Source organism: Chitinophaga sp. YR627 (assembly GCF_900114995.1).
Lineage (GTDB): Bacteria > Bacteroidota > Bacteroidia > Chitinophagales > Chitinophagaceae > Chitinophaga.
On the sequence record NZ_FOUX01000001.1, the window covers coordinates 1,914,554 to 1,931,743 of the forward strand.

General features: G+C 47.4%; 11 protein-coding genes and 1 riboswitch. Of the genes, 4 read left to right on the top strand and 7 right to left on the bottom strand.

Annotated elements, in window-relative coordinates; translation table 11 throughout:
- Positions 1-18: 18 nt before the first annotated feature.
- Positions 19-1,821, top strand: a complete 1,803-nt coding sequence (locus BMZ72_RS07060) for a glycoside hydrolase family 15 protein (RefSeq protein ID WP_255373149.1) — start codon at positions 19-21, stop codon at positions 1,819-1,821.
- A 151-nt stretch (positions 1,822-1,972) separates the two neighbouring features.
- On the opposite strand, the gene BMZ72_RS07065 is transcribed toward BMZ72_RS07060, so the two are convergent.
- Positions 1,973-4,147 (bottom strand): bifunctional alpha,alpha-trehalose-phosphate synthase (UDP-forming)/trehalose-phosphatase, encoded by a 2,175-nt coding sequence (locus BMZ72_RS07065; RefSeq protein WP_089806594.1) that lies wholly within the window; start codon positions 4,145-4,147, stop codon positions 1,973-1,975.
- 593 nt (positions 4,148-4,740) lie between these two features.
- Between BMZ72_RS07065 and BMZ72_RS07070 the strand changes: the two genes are divergently transcribed.
- Positions 4,741-5,688, top strand: a complete 948-nt coding sequence (locus BMZ72_RS07070; protein WP_089806596.1) for an aldo/keto reductase — start codon at positions 4,741-4,743, stop codon at positions 5,686-5,688.
- An 836-nt stretch (positions 5,689-6,524) separates the two neighbouring features.
- Here BMZ72_RS07070 and BMZ72_RS07075 read toward each other — a convergent pair.
- Together BMZ72_RS07075 and BMZ72_RS07080 are read right to left on the bottom strand one after the other, a co-directional pair.
- Positions 6,525-7,478 (bottom strand): NADP-dependent oxidoreductase, encoded by a 954-nt coding sequence (locus BMZ72_RS07075; RefSeq protein ID WP_089806599.1) that lies wholly within the window; start codon positions 7,476-7,478, stop codon positions 6,525-6,527.
- Between the two features lie 22 nt (positions 7,479-7,500).
- On the bottom strand, positions 7,501-8,787 hold the full coding sequence (locus BMZ72_RS07080; protein ID WP_255373130.1) for a voltage-gated chloride channel family protein: 1,287 nt from the start codon (positions 8,785-8,787) through the stop codon (positions 7,501-7,503).
- Between the two features lie 58 nt (positions 8,788-8,845).
- Positions 8,846-8,931: riboswitch (Fluoride riboswitch) on the bottom strand.
- A 158-nt stretch (positions 8,932-9,089) separates the two neighbouring features.
- On the opposite strand from BMZ72_RS07080, the gene BMZ72_RS07085 reads away from it, so the two are divergent.
- Together BMZ72_RS07085 and BMZ72_RS07090 are read left to right on the top strand one after the other, a co-directional pair.
- The gene (locus BMZ72_RS07085; protein ID WP_089806602.1) at positions 9,090-9,962 is read left to right on the top strand and encodes a phosphatase PAP2 family protein; all 873 of its coding nucleotides are present in this window, start codon (positions 9,090-9,092) and stop codon (positions 9,960-9,962) included.
- Between the two features lie 275 nt (positions 9,963-10,237).
- Positions 10,238-11,179, top strand: a complete 942-nt coding sequence (locus BMZ72_RS07090; RefSeq protein WP_089806604.1) for a metallophosphoesterase family protein — start codon at positions 10,238-10,240, stop codon at positions 11,177-11,179.
- Here BMZ72_RS07090 and BMZ72_RS07095 read toward each other — a convergent pair.
- The 4 genes from BMZ72_RS07095 to BMZ72_RS07110 all read right to left on the bottom strand — a co-directional run bounded on the left by BMZ72_RS07095 (position 11,176) and on the right by BMZ72_RS07110 (position 17,176).
- Positions 11,176-11,370 (bottom strand): hypothetical protein, encoded by a 195-nt coding sequence (locus BMZ72_RS07095; protein WP_089806607.1) that lies wholly within the window; start codon positions 11,368-11,370, stop codon positions 11,176-11,178. The two genes, BMZ72_RS07090 and BMZ72_RS07095, sit on opposite strands and share 4 nt — an antisense overlap.
- Before the next feature lie 126 nt (positions 11,371-11,496).
- The gene (locus BMZ72_RS07100) at positions 11,497-12,585 is read right to left on the bottom strand and encodes an efflux RND transporter periplasmic adaptor subunit (RefSeq protein ID WP_177222706.1); all 1,089 of its coding nucleotides are present in this window, start codon (positions 12,583-12,585) and stop codon (positions 11,497-11,499) included.
- Positions 12,578-15,736, bottom strand: coding sequence for an efflux RND transporter permease subunit (locus BMZ72_RS07105; RefSeq protein ID WP_089806613.1), 3,159 nt, complete (start codon positions 15,734-15,736; stop codon positions 12,578-12,580). The genes BMZ72_RS07100 and BMZ72_RS07105 overlap by 8 nt, the downstream gene beginning before the upstream one ends.
- 18 nt (positions 15,737-15,754) lie before the next feature.
- Entirely contained in the window at positions 15,755-17,176 is a 1,422-nt protein-coding gene (locus BMZ72_RS07110) for a TolC family protein (protein ID WP_177222707.1), read from the bottom strand.
- Positions 17,177-17,190 lie beyond the last annotated feature (14 nt).

Sequence of the window (17,190 nt, forward strand, 5' to 3'; positions counted from 1 at the left end):
GCCGTATTGGAATGGCTTTTGTGTCTTAATGAATCACTTATGGAAAGACATACGTATCAGACAGGCATTATTGGCAATTGTGCGTACCTCGCACATGTCAATCTAAACACGAACATAGACTGGCTTTGCTGGCCACGAATGGACAGCTCCTTTATCTTTGGCGGTATGCTGGATAAGAATAAGGGGGGAGAATTTTATATCCGCCCTTCCGGTGAGTATACGTCCAGGCAGTATTATCTGGAGAACACCAATGTACTGTGTACGGAAATCACCAGTGAGAGTGGAAAATACCGTATTACGGACTTTGCACCCCGTTTTTATCAGTATGAACGGTATTTCAAACCGCTTATGCTGATACGCAAGATAGAGCCGCTGGAGGGCAATCCACGTGTGAAGGTGAAATGTAAACCCGTATGTGATTACGGCAGTGGTTTTCTGAAGGCCCAGCGGGGTAGCAACCACATTGAATTCCTGGGATGTGAGGAAACCTTACGTCTCACTACCAACATTCCCATCAGTTATCTCTTCGAAGAGGAATTTTTTGTCCTGAATGATGAAAAATACCTGCTGCTGACCTATGGTCATCCGCTGGAGGCGCCATTGAATGCTACAGCAGAGCGGTTTCTCCGCGAAACCACCCTTTACTGGCGTACCTGGATCAAACACTCCAACATCGCCAATTTCTACCAGCCGGCTGTCATCCGTTCTGCCCTCACCCTGAAGATCCATCAGTATGAAGATACCGGCGCCATCATTGCCGCCAGTACGACCAGTTTGCCGGAATATCCGGGCAGCGGACGTACCTGGGATTATCGCTATTGCTGGTTACGGGATACTTATTATGTGATCACCGCACTGAACCATATCGGACATTTTGAGGAAATGGAGAAGTATTTCAGTTATGTTGCTGATATCTCCTTCTCGGGCGACTACCGTTATCAGCCTTTATATGGCATTACCGGCAAAAAGAACCTCGTAGAGCAGATCTTGCCTCACCTGGATGGTTATGAAGGCAATCAGCCTGTACGTATCGGTAATCAGGCGTATGAACATATACAGAACGATATCTACGGACAGGTACTGATCTCCATGCTGCCCTTGTATACGGACCATCGTTTCGTCTTCTCAGAAAGAAAGGATTCCGCATGGTGGCTGGAATACCTGCTCAATAAGATCGAGCACACGATTGATGAAAAGGATGCGGGCATCTGGGAGTTCCGCAACTTCGCCAATATTCACTGTTACAGCAACCTGTTCCAGTGGGCCGGTTGTGCTGCAGCAGAGAAAATGGCGCGTACCATCGGTAACCAGCAACTGGTAGAAAAAGCCATTGCATTAAAAGACCGTGCAGCAGCGCATATCGAAAGCTGTTATGATCCTGTCAGGAAAGTATATACCAATGCAGCCGGCAGTCAGCATCTGGACGCAAGTACCTTACAGCTGATCATGATGAACTACCTGGACCCTGCTTCAGAAAAAGCACGCGATCATCTGGCAGCACTGGAGAAAGAACTGAAAACGGAAAAGGGATTGTTCTATCGTTATCTGCACTCAGATGATTTTGGGAAACCGAAAGCAACCTTCCTGGTATGCGCCTTCTGGTATGTGGAAGCGCTGGCTTGTGTAGGACGTATCGATGATGCTGTACGGGAATTTCAGAGCCTGTTGCAATATTCCAATCACCTGCAGTTATTCAGTGAAGATGTGGTGGAAGAGAGTGGCAGCCAGTGGGGTAATTTCCCGCAGGCGTACAGTCATGTGGGCCTGATGAATGCAGCGTACAGGATCTCCATGAAACTGGATGTACCGATCTTTCTTTAATAGTAAGATATTTTTTGTTGAAGTAAGAGGGTGCCCATGATGAATACGGGCATCCTCCTTTTATACTAGCTGAATAAAACGGTAAAACGTAAAAAGGGCTCGCATACAGCGAAGCCCTTTTTTATGTTGCATTAGTAATCTGCGGAATGGTTTATCCTGCCACCAGCGTTCTCAGAAATGCTCTTACTTCGTGATGGTTTCTCAGATAATATCTTGCTGCGGACACCTGGCTTCCCACCTTGATAGTCACAGCATCACCGGATAGGGCTTTGAATATATCTTCATCAGTATGATCATCACCGATCGCCAGTGTGAAATCAAACTTTCTGTCCTGCAACCAGGCCAGTGTAGCTTTCCCTTTATTGATCTCCACATTCTTTATTTCGATCACTTTATCACCTGGCAGTATCTGTAATCCGATATCGTTGGTAAAATAGCGAAGGGTATTCATCAGTTCATTTGCACGCAATTCACCCAAACCTGTTTCCACCTTGCGGTAGTGCCATACGAGGGAATAACTTTTTTCTTCGATGAATGAACCCGGCGTGCGGTCCATATAGGTATCGAGAATAGGCATGATATCCTGTTTCCAGTGAGCATTCAAACCGGGGATCTTCTGCCAGTCTTCACCATATTTCTTGTGCCATGCGCCATGTTCTGCGATAAGGTCTAATGGTAGTTGTCCGAGCCATTCTTCCAGCGTTTCGTGTTTACGACCGCTGATCATCACCACATGATTTGCTTTATCGTGTGTGAGTGTTTTGAGTAGCTGATAGAGTTCCTGATCGGGAGAGGCCAGATCTATATTGGCCTGGAAGCCTACCAGTGTACCATCGTAATCCAGGAAGATGACACGTTCAGGCGCTTTCTTATAATGATTGCGTACCTGTGATTGCATATCCATACTCATACGGCGGGCCAGCATAGACTGTTGCAGTTGTTTTACTTCCTGCAGACGTGTCATGAACAGTTTTACCCAGTGGGAAATATTGAATTTCTGTACCACCTGCCGCATTGATTTCATACGACGTTCCTGTTCTTTCAGTGGCATATTGATTGCCTCATGTAAAGCTCTTGCGATAGCGCCGATATTATTAGGATTTACGATCAATGCATCAATCAGTTCTTTAGATGCACCAGCCATCTCACTTAAAATCAGTACACCATCGTTATCTTTCCGGCTGGCTACATATTCTTTACTCACAAGGTTCATTCCGTCACGCATCGGCGTTACGAGTCCGACGTCAGCGAAGTTATACAACGCAGACAGTACTTCCACCGGGAATGAGCGATAGAAATAATTCACCGGATGCCAGTTCATGGTACGGAAACGCGCGTTGATACCACCGGCGAGCATATCGATAGCCTCTTTTAATTCCTTGTATTGTGGAACGGTGTCCCTGGAAGGAACAACGATCATATACAGTACGACCTTCTCTGTGTATTCCGGATAGAGCTGGAGGAACAGTTCGAATGCCTGTAAACGCTGGATGATGCCTTTGCTATAATCTAGTCTGTCGATTGACAATACCAGGTGTGTATCATGGAATGTTTCTTTGAGATTTTCCAGTTGTCGTAATACTTCGGGATCGTAGGAAAGTTGTTCAAACTTTTCATTGTCGATACCCATTGGAAAGGTTTCAGCGATCACTGCGCGATCATTCACAGTCACGACGTTAGCCGATGCATTTACTGGTAGTAAACGGGTAACAGCGTTCAGGAAATGATGGCTGTCATCAAAGGTATGGAAGCCTAAAAGATCTGCGCCAAGCATACCTTCCAGCAACTCTACACGCCATGGTATGAGGCGGAAAAGTTCAAACGACGGGAAAGGAATATGCTGAAAATAACCGATGGCTACATCCGGCACTTCTGCGCGGATCATGCCTGGCAATAATAATAACTGGTAGTCATGGATCCAGATCACATCACCTGGTTCAGCGACCCTTAAAATTGCGTCTCTGAATTTACTGTTCACCTGATAATAAAAATCCCAATATACCTGTTCGTAGCGGGCATAAACGGACATATAGTGGAAAACAGGCCACAGTATCTCGTTTGAAAATCCCTCATAATAGTTGTTGATCTCCTCCTGTGTCAGGTACACAGGCATCAGATTCATCTCACTTAATTGTTCAGTAATTTGTGGTTGTGCAGCCTCACTCACATCTATGCCCGGCCATCCTATCCAGATGTTATAGCCTTGCCTGTAAATGGAACCCAAGCCTGTAGCCAGACCACCTTCACTGGGATTCAACACGTAGTCTCCATCCTTTTCAGTGATCTTTACCGGTAGCCTGTTCGATACAATAATGGTTTTACTCATAATACAGTTTTAAATCAAAAAATCTATGCTGATATCAATGCCTGTCCCGATATACGGAAAGCACTTTACAAAAAACGCACCTGAAAATAGATACGGAAAGAAAGCAGTCTGATAAAATAGGTAACAATGACTGCGGGTGTTCGACGACAAATAGACGACAATAGCTGCCAATATACGGAAATTTATGGTATTCGTTTTGAAACAAACTCGTACATTGAAGTATGAATGAAGAAAAAATCAGTAAGATCATTCATGCTGAAAAACGCTTTAAACATACTGAAACACGCTATCGATAAAGGATCAGCACTGTCATCATAAAGAGCAGTAATAAGAGTATAAAAAATCATGTATGGTGTAAATAAAAAAAAGGCGATGATACTTTTCATTGCATCAGAAGAAAAAAAAATCACACAATACATAAAATAAAATGCATCATACACGCAGAAAATAAATGAAGTTTTTTGTTGCGCTTACAAATTGTTTATACAAAAAATGCACAATAAAACAACAGCAACAATACGGTGAGCAATCACCATATATACTGTACAAACAGTACCTATTTCACTCATTATAAACCAAATCAAAGCAGCATAATGGAAAAAAGACAATTGGGAAAATCGGCATTACAGGTGGCACCTTTGGCTTTTGGCGGAAATGTTTTCGGCTGGACAGCAGATGAAGCTACTTCTTTCGCTTTACTTGACGCTTTTGTGGCAGGAGGCTTTAACCTGATTGATACAGCAGACTCCTACTCTCATTGGGCGCCGGGCAACAGCGGAGGTGAATCAGAAACGATCATTGGTAAATGGTTAAAGAAAAGCGGCAAACGTGATCAGGTGGTCATTGCCACCAAAGTTGGCGGCGGAAAGGTAAAGGACCTCTCTCCTGCCTACATAGAAAAAACAGTAGAGGAATCATTGCGCAGATTACAGACAGATTATATCGATCTGTATCAGTCGCACTATGACGATCTCAAAACACCTATCGACGAAACACTCGCCACCTATGACAAACTGGTAAAAGCGGGCAAGGTACGTGTGATCGGTGCTTCCAACTTCAGTCCCGAAAGGCTGTTACAATCACTTGAATCCAGTGAAACGAACGGCTTCCCCCGATATGAATCCTTACAACCTGAATATAACCTCTACGACCGCCAGAAATTCGAGCGTGAATACCAGCCGGTCACCCAGGGCTACAATCTTGGCGTTATCAGCTACTATTCCCTTGCCAGCGGTTTCCTGAGCGGCAAATACAGAACAAAGGAAGACGCTTCCAAAAGCGCCCGTGGTGACAAAGCAGTAGGCTACCTAGACGAACGCGGACAAAGCATCCTCGAAACCCTCGACGAAGTATCCGCCGACTTCAAAACAACACCTACCAGTGTCGCCATCGCCTGGCTCGTCCAGCACCCTGGCATCACAGCTCCCATCGTCAGCGCCACCAGCACCCAACAACTGGAAGACCTGCTAAAAGCCACCCAGTTAGGCCTCGATGCAGGCGCCATAGAAAAGCTGAATATCGCCAGCGATTATGAGGAGTAGTGAGCGCTTATGATATGATATAGTGTGATGCAGGTTACACAGGTAGCATAGATTATAAGGACGATGAGATGCGGTAATTATGATAAGTACTATACGATTAACAGTAAAGCTTGTGACAGCCTTTAATAAGGGAATGAGCGTAATAGAAATGTCGACTACCACAGGCATCATACGAGTAGCTATCAAAGCCTGGAATACCCTCTTATAAAGCAACAGGCATGATAGAAATGATCGACAATGATAAGTGTCATAAGATTAGCTATTAAGCCTATAATTCCTTATGATAAGGAAGATGAAGATGATAAGAATAATATGAGGCAATAAAAAAACGCATAAACCAAAACACGATAAAGGGCCAGTAGACCTCTCCCAACATTGAACAAGAGAGACCTGCTGGCCCTAATTATTTAAAACACAACCTGAGAAAAGAAAAGCAAAGTAATACAACCACACAATTCCGACTTCAGGACCTTCGCCAGGCACTCAGTCGCCAACCGCGTTCAATGCAGAGGGAGACCACTGGCCTTAGTTATTTGAAGTACGCTCAGCCCCTGCAACCAGGGGTTTAATCCACCAAACCACCGCCCAACTCTCCATAAAAAAGCCCCATAGCAAGGAACTTCAAAGAACTACAGCCTGTGGTCCCCTCTGCTTTGAACGCAGTAAGACCCACACAATTACCACCGCAGCCCAAGAAGCCAATTACCTTAAACCGACCTTAATCCCCCAAAGCCAAATATCAAGAAACTTCAAAGAACCACAGCCTGTGGTCCCCTCTGCTTTGAACGCAGTAAGACCCACACAATTACCACCGCAGCCCAAGAAGCCATTTCCCCTTATTCACCAATCTTTATCACCGTCTTCCCCTTCCCCTTAAGATTCCGACTCTCCGATATCGCCCCCGGCACATCCTTCATCCCAATCACCTCCCCAACCGGCACCACCAACGCACCATTATCCACCGCATCCGTCAACGCATCCAAACTCGCCGGCGTCCCCTGCGTCTCAAAATTCCCACCACTCAACCCTCTCGCTTTCAACACCTCTGCCGTCGCCACAAACGCCGTCGTCAGCGCCACCCCTTTCAGCGCCACTAACTCCGTCAGCCCTTTAAACACCGCCGCCGGACTCACCAGATCTATCAACCCATCTACCCCGGACGGATAACGGCTCCCTATCTCTTTCTCTATCGATAATTTCTTATAATTGATCGTCTCTTTCGCTCCCAGTTTCTTCATCCGCACCTCATCGTCCTCACTACTCACGGTAGCGATCACATAGATCCCCTGCATGGCAGCCAGTTGTACAATAAACGAACCTACACCGCCTGTAGCACCCACCAGCAATAATATCTGCTCATGTTTCAATCCGGAGCGCTCGATGATCTGCTGTGCCGTCATCCCCGCAGTCGGCATAGCGGCCGCCTCCACAAGGGAAATAGAACTCGGCGCATGAGAAATGGCCGCCTTCTCCGGTACGGCGACATATTCCGCGTAAGACCCTTCCCCGACAGGAGAATGGATAAACTGACCATAGATCTGATCACCGGGTTTGAACAGGGTTACGCCGTCACCTACTGCTTCGACAGTCCCTGCGCCATCAACCCCTAAGACCAGCGGGAATTTATGCGGCATTTTCCCATCGAGAATGCCGTCGATCAGTTTCCAGTCAAAAGGATTCATACCAGCAGCGGCTACACGTACGAGGATAGTTCCTGGTTTTACCTCCGGGCGTGGCAGTTCCATTACTTCAGGAACGCCCTTAAATTGCTGAACGGCTACAGCCTTCATAAGCTAAAATTCAGTTGTGTGGTTAGTCAATATGATGGTTCTTTGGTACGGCTATACGTTGCGCACTGTAAATACCCGCATGCCCGCTGAAATAATACGCGGTGAAACACGCTACAGCAAAATATAGCACATGAGTTGTGCCAAAAAGTTCGACTCCCATCAGCGTACACGCAATGGGAGTATTGGTGGCTCCTGCAAATACGGCAATAAATCCGAGACCTGCAAACAAATCCACCGGTGCGCCCATTAAAACAGCAAGCGTATGACCCAGGGTTGCGCCGATAAAGAAAAGCGGGGTGACTTCACCACCTTTGAAACCCATGCCGAGTGTGATAGCGGTGAGGAGTAATTTCCAGAGCCATGCCCAGGAGGAGATATCTTTTGTGGTAAAGGCATTAACGATACTGACGCCATCAGGATCGGGTGTGGTCACTCCCAGTCCGATATAGTCGCGGGTACCCAGCAGATAGCAGCCGCCGATGACGATCAGACCACCGATGGCGGGTATCAGCCAGGGGATTTTAATCCATGCTTTCGCATAACTTTTGATATTACGCATGCAGGTGGCAAAGAGGAAGCTGGCCAGACCGAATGCGACACCGCAGGCAATTACTTTGATCAGTAAGATCAGATCGAAGTGAACGAAGTGAAAGGAGATATGATTGCTTTCAAAAAGTATCTGATAATGTGTATGATGGATCCCCCAGGCGGAACACACGATATCTGCGAATACAGCGGCAATCAGACAGGGGATCAGTGCGTCGTAACGTATCAGACCGATAGCCAGTACTTCGAGCGCAAATACGGCTCCTGTGAGCGGCGTACCGAATACCGCACCAAAGCCGGCAGCGATACCCGTCATGAGGATGATCTTTACGTCTGCGGCAGACAAACGAAACCAGCGGGCCAGCATATGCGCCATACTCCCGCCTATCTGTACTGCCGTACCTTCCCTTCCGGCTGATCCGCCGAATAAGTGGGTAATAATAGTAGTAGCAATTACCAATGGCGCCATACGGGCAGGGACGCCTCCACCGGGTTGATGGATCTCGTCCATAATAAGGTTATTACCTGCTTCTGATTTACCTCCCAGCTTTTTATACAGGAAGTGGATCAATATACCCGCTATGGGCAATAAAAAAAGCAGCCAGCCATGTTGCCAGCGTATTAATGTTACCTGTTCCAGTAACCAGAGAAATAAAGCGACAAGAGAACCTACAATAAGAGAGACGGGAACAATGATGATTGTCCAGCGGAGAAGCTGGTAAGCAATAGTCAGTTGTTCAACAGAATGTTTGATATATTTCATTAGCCTACAAATAAATACAAATTTATCATCTTCCCGATATGCGCAGAAAGATCCATGTTTATTTGTAGGCGCCATCAGACTTGCCGGAGATAAGATCAGGGCGAAGACGGTTCTGTGCAGGAAGACACCATTTCCTGTAAAAGGTGATACTGATATAACACAAATATACCAGTTACATGTTAAAATTAGTGAAAATATAGTTAAAGAAGGGGGATTTTCAGATTCTCTACAGAATCTTTTGTGAAATTTGTAGTAATTTAAATAGTATTAACGGTAACATAAAGAATTCACCAGCATCAAACATGAGATTGTTCTTACTGCTTAGCCTGCAACTGTCGACGTACTGTGTCTATGCTACTGCTGACACAGCAATTGTGAACGTGAATGCGGATACGACTATCCATCACGCAAATGATGTGCCAACAACATCAGAAAAGGTCATGGAACCTGTTCCGGTTTTTAACACAAACCTGAACTATAAACGCAACGTTCCCAATTATACGTCCAGACTTGCCGGCATCATCGTCCCAACCGCCATGATCACTTATGGCGCCGTGTCATTGACCAGCGGAGGCCTGCGCTCCCTGGACCGTAGCACCAAGAACGAGATCATGGAAGATCATCCGACCTTCCGCACCAGCATCGATGATTATCTGAAATATGTGCCTGCAGCAGCTGTATACGCACTGAATATGGCTGGTATAAAGGGTAAACACAATTTCGCAGATCGTACCATCCTGTTGGGAATGTCGTCCGTTCTGGTGACTTCCTCTACTTTTTTCATCAAAAATGCTACAGGTCGCCTGCGTCCTGATGGTAGTACTTACAACTCTTTCCCTTCCGGTCACACTTCTGTTGCATTCATGACTGCACAGTTCATGTGGGAGGAATACAAAGATGTTAGTCCGTGGTACGGCGTGGCAGGTTATGCTGTCGCCACTACTACAGGTGTACTGCGCATCTATAACAACCGTCACTGGTTAAGTGATGTTGTTGCCGGTGCAGGCCTCGGTATCCTCAGCACAAAAGCAGCTTACTGGGCTTATCCTAAGATCCAGCGCCTCTTTACGCCAAAAGACCGTGACCGCGAACCAAATACCCGCGCGATCCTTATGCCAAACTACAACACACAATGGAAATCCGTAGGACTTTCCGCTGTGCTGATGATGAAGTAATTAGTCAGTTTACGCTTTTGAAGCAGGACTCCCTTAAAGGGTCCTGCTTTTTTTATTGCATGATAAGCCACAGCAAAACACTCAATCTTCTACCAGCTCCTTCCATCATTCCCCTCACCGCTTCATATTATTTTTACATTAATAACCACGCTCCCACTGTCATCTGAACCCGCCAGCCAATAAGTTTGCACCATCGAACAGTCAGCCAGTATTACCCTTAGCCGGCTATTCAACTGCAATTCTTTATTCTTAATTCCTAATTCTTAATTGAAAATATGGATCGTCGTTCCTTACTGAAAAACCTCGGCCTCGGCGCACTGATCGGCGCTATTCCCGGCTCCCGCATACTTGCCGCCAACACATCTGATATCATCAAACCGAAAAAACGGGTATTACGTTTCGCTCACCTGACCGACGTACACCTGGAACCGGAAATGCACGCACCCGAAGGACTCGCCAAATGCCTGCACCATATACAGGCACAGAAAGATGCGCCTTCTTTTATCATGAATACCGGCGATTGTATCATGGATGCATTAAAGCAACCGAAAGACCGCGTAGAAGTACAGTGGAATCTCTGGCATGGATTGATGAAAAGTGATAACAGTCTGCCGATAGAATATTGTATCGGGAACCATGACTGCTGGGGCGCCGGACAAACAACCGATCTCCTCTACGGTAAGAAATACGCCCTGGAAATGATGCACCTGGAAAAGCCTTACCGCAGCTTCGACAGAGCCGGATGGCATTTTATCGTACTGGACAGTATCCAGCCGAAAAAAGACGGTGTATGGTATACCTGCAAACTGGACGATGAACAGTTTGACTGGCTGCAAAAAGACCTCGAAGCAAATACCAGACTGCCCGTTGCGATCTTCTCACACGTACCGGTCGTGTCTGCCGCAACCGTGGTAGTAGACAATAAGTTCAAAGAAGATGTAGGTTACGAACTGGGACTGGGCTCTATGCATACAGATTCTGCCCGCCTGGTAGCCCTCTTTGATGAACATCCGAATGTAAAACTCTGTATGAGCGGACATATTCACCTGTATGAGCAGATACAGTACAATGGCGTGACCTACATCAGCAACGGCGCTGTCAGTGGCAACTGGTGGAAAGGAAAACGGTATCGTACAGACAATGGATATGCAATGGTCAATCTATATGAAGACGGTACCTTCGACAATGAATACATCCCTTATGGCTGGACGGTCTAAGCCTTTTTTCGTTGCTCGTCGGCCTTGTCCTTAGGATCAAATTCATTCTCATCATACCCTTCCAGCGTACTATTCCTGTCATCGTTGAACTCCTTCTTAGGAGCTGCTTTGGCAGTGCTGGTATCACCAGCATTTTTACGTTTCACCTCTTTGATCACGCGTCGCTGTGTTGTTGATTTCTTCAGTGTCATATGAATCGTTTTCTTAAGTGGATACAAAAATGCTGCCGGAGCAAAAACAGACAAACGGGAACCATAATGAAGAAGGTTGTATCACATGATACAACCTTCGGTGTTTATTCAATCATCCTATCGTACTCAATCTATTTTGATCCCTTCTTTTATCTCATCGTTGGCATGGAGAATTACTTTTTCTCCGGGCAATAAACTCCCGAATACTTCTGTAGAATCGCTGTGATGATTTCCCTCCTGCACATCTATCCAACGGGTCTGGCCATCTCTGATAGCCACCACATACTTCTTCTCTGTAGAAGTGACGATCGCACTCGCCGGTACTACCATCGCCTGTACCGAACCCGTCACAGGAATAGAGATCTCCGCATACATTCCCGGCTTTAGCTGGTGCTGATTATTCACCACATCCACTTCCACTGCCTCTGAACGGTAGCGGTCGTTCAATGAGCCCGCCTGCCGGCTGATATTACCGGCAAAAGACTTACCCGGCAACGCATTTACGTGAAAACTTACCTGTCTGCTGGCAGACAATTGCGCACTATACACCTCCGGTACCTGTACTACCAGACGCAACCGGTCTTCCTGCTCCAGCATCAGCATCGGACCACCTTCTACACGGGTACCAGGCCCTACCAATGCTCCCGGATGCACATTCCTTTCAGTGATCACACCATCAAACGGCGCCGTCACCGTCAGGTAACTACGTGTCGCCTCCAGTGCCCTGAAATTGGCCAGTTCGCTGTTCATAATAGCACTGTCTGCCTCCATACGTGCACTGGCTACCTCCACATCATGTGCGGAAATAGTACCCGGTGTCTCGCTCACCGCCAGGGTTCGCTGGAAGTTGTCTTTAGATGCCGCAAATACTGCTTTGGCCTGCAGGTACTTTGACTGTGCTGCAAAATACTGTTCTATGATCTCCGGCGCTTCCAGCGTGATCAGCACCTGCCCTTTACGCACAGCACTACCGCGGTCTACGTTGACCGTCTTTACAAATCCGTTCACCCTCGGAAAGATGCTTACTTTCTGATAGGCTTCCAGCACGGCGGGTAATTGTATACTGGAAGACAAAGGTTCTTTTACCACCGAAACCAGTTCATACCTTTTCCCTTTACTGTCTTTTGCAGCATTGGTTTTCTTTTTAGGTGTTTCGTGGTGACAGGCGGTAAACAGCACGCCCGACAATGTTATAATGAAGACATATTTATACATGGATATTAGCAGTTTTAGGTTCGTCGATCTTGTTTTCAGGCAGCAGAGAAGGATCTTCATAAGATGCTTTACGCTGTACAGCAGCATATACCAGCGGCAATATGAGCAGGGCGGCAACAGTAGAAGCTATCAGTCCGCCGATCACCGCACGCCCCAGCGGAGCCGTCTGATCACCTGATTCACCCATACCGGTCGCCATAGGGATCATACCGGCGATCATCGCCAGACTGGTCATCAGAATAGGTCTCAAGCGCAATCCGGCACTCGCAATAGCTGCCTTATAGGCGTCTTTATATTCCAGCCGGAGCTTTTCCGCATTGGTCACAATAAGGATCGCATTGGCCACTGATACACCCGTTGACATGATCATCCCCATATAGGATTGCAGATTAAGCGTAGCCCCCGTGGCCAGCAACATCAGCAAAGCGCCGGCTATTACCGCAGGAACGGTCACCAGTACTACAAAACTCACCTTGAAGGACTGGTAGTTAGCCGCCAGCAACAGGAAGATCACGATAATTGCCAGTAAGAGGCCATTCTGTAGGCTGCCGAGTGTTTCTGTCAGCAGACTGGAACTCCCTTTGATCTCGACTTTCAATCCTCTCGGCGGATCACCCATTTCACGGATCGCTTCCTCCACCACTTTGGTTGCCGCGCCCAGGTCTTTGCCCTTAATATTGGCACTCACGGTCACAAAACGCCTGGTACCTGCCCGGTCAAATTCTCCCGGCATCTCGCTGTTGGAGAAGGTCGCCACATCTCCCAGTACAGGTCTGGCCTGTCCCTTTACCAGCGGGATCTCTTTCAGATCGTTGATCGTCTGCATGATATATTCCGGTATCTGCACCTGCACCTGATAGGTATACGCCACTTTCTCATCCAGCCACTGGTTTTTCTCCGTAAAACGGCTGGAAGAAGTGGAGGCAGTCACCGAACGGGCCACCTGGTACATGTTCAGTCCCATCTGCGCCACCTTGAAACGGTCGATATTGATGTTGATCACCGGATAATGCAGTGGCTGCGCGATCTGTACGTCTCTCAGGAAGTCCACCTCACCCAGTTTATCTACCAGCTGATTGGCAAATCCTTCGATCTGCCGCATGTCCTTTCCGGCAACCCTGACCTCAATAGGTGTTGCTGCCCCCTGCGCCATGATTTTTTCGGTCATATCCACTGGTTCGAAGCTCACCCTCATTTCGGGCATATGGGCCTTTATAACGTCCCGTAATTGATCTTTCAGCTCTTCTATGTCTACCTTGTAGTCTTGGTTCAGATTAACCTGTAATACCGCCTCATGGGTACCACTGTTAAAAATGTACAGGTTACTGGTACCATAGCTGCTGGGAATTAATCCCACATAGCCAGAACTGATCGCTACATTCCCATTAGTGGTACTGTCTATCAGCTGCAATACCTGATGCACCTTCTCCTCCGTTCTCTCCAGACGGGTACCATCCGGTTGTTTTAAACGCAGCTGGAACTGTCCGGTATTGACATGTGGCATCAGGTCCTTACCAATTGTCATAAAGGCAAGTCCTGCGGCCCCGAAAGCGACGAGTATATACACACCGATCACCAGACGGGAACGTCTTCCCAGCCATTCCACCAGTGCTACGAAACGATTTTTGAAACGTTCAAAGCCCCCTTCATGATTGTGGTTATGCTGCGTAAATTTCCCTTCTTTCAGCCACCAGTTAGCCAGTACAGGCACCAGTGACTGTGCAGCGAAATAAGACGCGATCATGGCAAAACCAATAGACAGGGACAAGGGCAGGAACATCGCCTTAGGTACACCCGACATGATCAGTGAAGGCGCAAATACAGCCAGGATACACAATAAGATCAGCAACAGCGGAAAGGCAATCTCCTCACTCGCCTCATAAATAGCCTGTCGTTTCGATTTACCCATTTCCAGGTGCTGGTGAATATTCTCGATCGTCACCGTGGCCTGATCGACCAGTACCCCGATGGCGAGTGCAAGTCCGCTGAGTGTCATCAGATTGATGGTTTGTCCGGCTAATTGCAGCCCCAGTACGGCCGCCAGGATGGCGATAGGAATGGTGATCACCACCACCAGACAACTTCTCAGGTCTTTCAGGAAGAGTAACACCATCAGACCGGTCAGCAGGGCGCCTAATAAACCTTCTGTCATCAGACTTTTCACCGCATTGATCACAAACACCGACTGATCAAATTCGTAGGTCACCTGTACATCTTCTGGTAATAAGCTCTGCATCTCAGGTAATTTTGCCTTCAGCTGTTTTACCACATCCCAGGTAGAGGCATCCGCCGTTTTCACCACCGGGATATAGACAGAACGTTTACCATTCACCAGGGCATAATCCACCGTCACATCGGCTGCATCAGATACCCGAGCTACGTCTTTGATAAAGACAGTAGAATTACCATTTGTCGTAATAGGGATTTCTCCGAAATCCTGTACTTCTTTTTCCAGCGAGTTAATTGTGGTTACATACATCGTATTGTTGATACGGATGTTACCGGAAGGCGTCATGACGTTGTTCCTGGCAATCGCTTCCACCACCTCATCGGCATTCATGTTATAACTACGAAGACGGTTAGGGTCCACATTCACAATAACAGAACGGGAGTTCGCACCAAACGGCGGCGGTGCGGAGAGTCCGGGTACAGATCCGAACATAGGTCTGACACGCGTATTAGCCAGGTCATAGATATCTTTCAGAGAACGGTTCGGGCAACTGAACACCAGCTGTCCAACCGGCAAAGAGGACGCATCAAAACGTACCACCTGTGGCGGTAATGCGCCCGGCGGGAAGAATTTCATGGCCCTGTTCACCTGCAAGGCTACCTGCGCAGACGCTTCGGCCATATTGGTACTTTCGTAGAACGAGAGCTTGATCATGGTCAGGCCCTGGATGTTCTTACTGCTGATATTTTTGATCCCGTTCACATACAGGAACTGATCCTGGAGACGGGTCGCAAAGAAACCTTCCATCTGCTGTGGAGACATACCGCCATAGGGTTCTATGACGTAGATCGTCGGCAGGTTCAGTTTGGGGAAGATATCAATAGGAATATTAAAAACTGCCAGCAATGAAAAAAGGAACATGCCGAGGGTGAGCACCACTACGGACAAGGGCTTTTTCAGTGCACTGGTAACTAATGACATAATAATCGGTTTTTGATGTTATTGCATACGGGACTGCTCCAGTTGTTGCACCAGTTCCTGTATAGCATTCGCGGCAAATGCCTGCGTAAAAAGCGCCTGCCAGGCGGCATTACGTGTCTGTACGAGATCGGTCTCTGCCCTGTTTAACAGATACAGGGCATTCGTTACCTCGATAATATTGGTCAGTCCCCCCTTGTACAACGCCATCTTTTGTAAGGCGGCGGCTCTCGCAGCATTCAACTGAGCAGGCATTTCCTGTAGTTTGTCCAGCGCCGTATGGATATTGAGTTTCGCCTGACGCAGACTATTATCCAGCACCAGCTGTGTAGTTTGCAGTTGCTCTGCGGAAGCACGGGTTTTTAAGGTTTGTTCCCGCATTTTATCTTTCGTATGACCGATATCCGCCAGGTTGTAAGTCAATGCCAGTCCTGTGAGATAGTTATAGCGCTTAAAACCAAATCCGTTCAGCAGGTTCTTACCATAGATATCGTTGAATTCTCCGCTGGAACCACGCATCCAGCCCGAAGCCAGAATAGAGACCTTCGGTAAAGCTGCCTTACGGATCACTTCACCATGTTTTTCCTGCTGCAACAGCAATCCGTTATAATACTGTAATACGGGATGAGAGATAGCCACGGAAGAGGTATCTGAAGTACCAGCCAGTAAGGACAGCAGACCGGTATTATACAGCGTATCCGGCCGGATGGCGCTGGTGTCAAGCCCGGTGAGCATACTCATATGCATGCGCACACTGTTATAGGCGTTTTGTATATCGATGTAGTTAAGTCTCGCTTTGGATAATTCAGCAGCAGCAACAGAACTGTCTACCCCCGGTTTCAAACCATGCAATACAATGGCCGTAACCGCTCTTTGTACGGAACGGGTACGTTCTATATTGTCCTCCTGAATCTGCATGAGTGCCCGGTATTGCAGCATACCCAGGTAATCACGTACGACAGCGACAGTGAGGTCATTCGCGGTGATATCAGCATCCAGACCGGCCACTTTCTGTTGCTGTATAGCTTCCTCCCGCTGGGTACGGTAAGCGCCGAAATTGTAGACTTCCCATTGCACCTGTGCCAGTGCGATATTACCACTCATCACATCACTGCGGTTCGCTTCGCGGATCCCACCTGATGTGGAAGGGATCGTCCCCAATGGAAAATAAGATCCATAAATACCATTATCAGTGCCAACGGTTGCCTCTTCCACGAGTTTTACGGAAGGCCACCAGTTATGGCTGACGTCTGTCGTATGGGCGACGCCTGCCTGTGATAATGTCTGTTTCGCTTTTAAAGACGGATAATGTTGAAGGGTCAGCGCAATCGCCTTTTCTAAAGGCAGATGTTCCCCTTCCGTCTGTGCACGGACATGCGATGACGGGCCTGTCAGAAGACATAGCAATATCACCCACATCCCTGCAGCATGTTTCATACTCATAACTGACAGCATGT

What these genes read in the sequence shown, in the direction of transcription:
- BMZ72_RS07110 (WP_177222707.1), bottom strand. Translation starts at nt 17,176, where the DNA reads ATGAGTATGAAACATGCTGCAGGGATGTGGGTGATATTGCTATGTCTT.
- BMZ72_RS07080 (WP_255373130.1), bottom strand. Translation starts at nt 8,787, where the DNA reads ATGAAATATATCAAACATTCTGTTGAACAACTGACTATTGCTTACCAG.
- BMZ72_RS07095 (WP_089806607.1), bottom strand. Translation starts at nt 11,370, where the DNA reads ATGACACTGAAGAAATCAACAACACAGCGACGCGTGATCAAAGAGGTG.
- BMZ72_RS07075 (WP_089806599.1), bottom strand. Translation starts at nt 7,478, where the DNA reads ATGAAGGCTGTAGCCGTTCAGCAATTTAAGGGCGTTCCTGAAGTAATG.
- BMZ72_RS07065 (WP_089806594.1), bottom strand. Translation starts at nt 4,147, where the DNA reads ATGAGTAAAACCATTATTGTATCGAACAGGCTACCGGTAAAGATCACT.
- BMZ72_RS07090 (WP_089806604.1), top strand. Translation starts at nt 10,238, where the DNA reads ATGGATCGTCGTTCCTTACTGAAAAACCTCGGCCTCGGCGCACTGATC.
- BMZ72_RS07100 (WP_177222706.1), bottom strand. Translation starts at nt 12,585, where the DNA reads ATGTATAAATATGTCTTCATTATAACATTGTCGGGCGTGCTGTTTACC.
- BMZ72_RS07085 (WP_089806602.1), top strand. Translation starts at nt 9,090, where the DNA reads ATGAGATTGTTCTTACTGCTTAGCCTGCAACTGTCGACGTACTGTGTC.
- BMZ72_RS07105 (WP_089806613.1), bottom strand. Translation starts at nt 15,736, where the DNA reads ATGTCATTAGTTACCAGTGCACTGAAAAAGCCCTTGTCCGTAGTGGTG.
- BMZ72_RS07070 (WP_089806596.1), top strand. Translation starts at nt 4,741, where the DNA reads ATGGAAAAAAGACAATTGGGAAAATCGGCATTACAGGTGGCACCTTTG.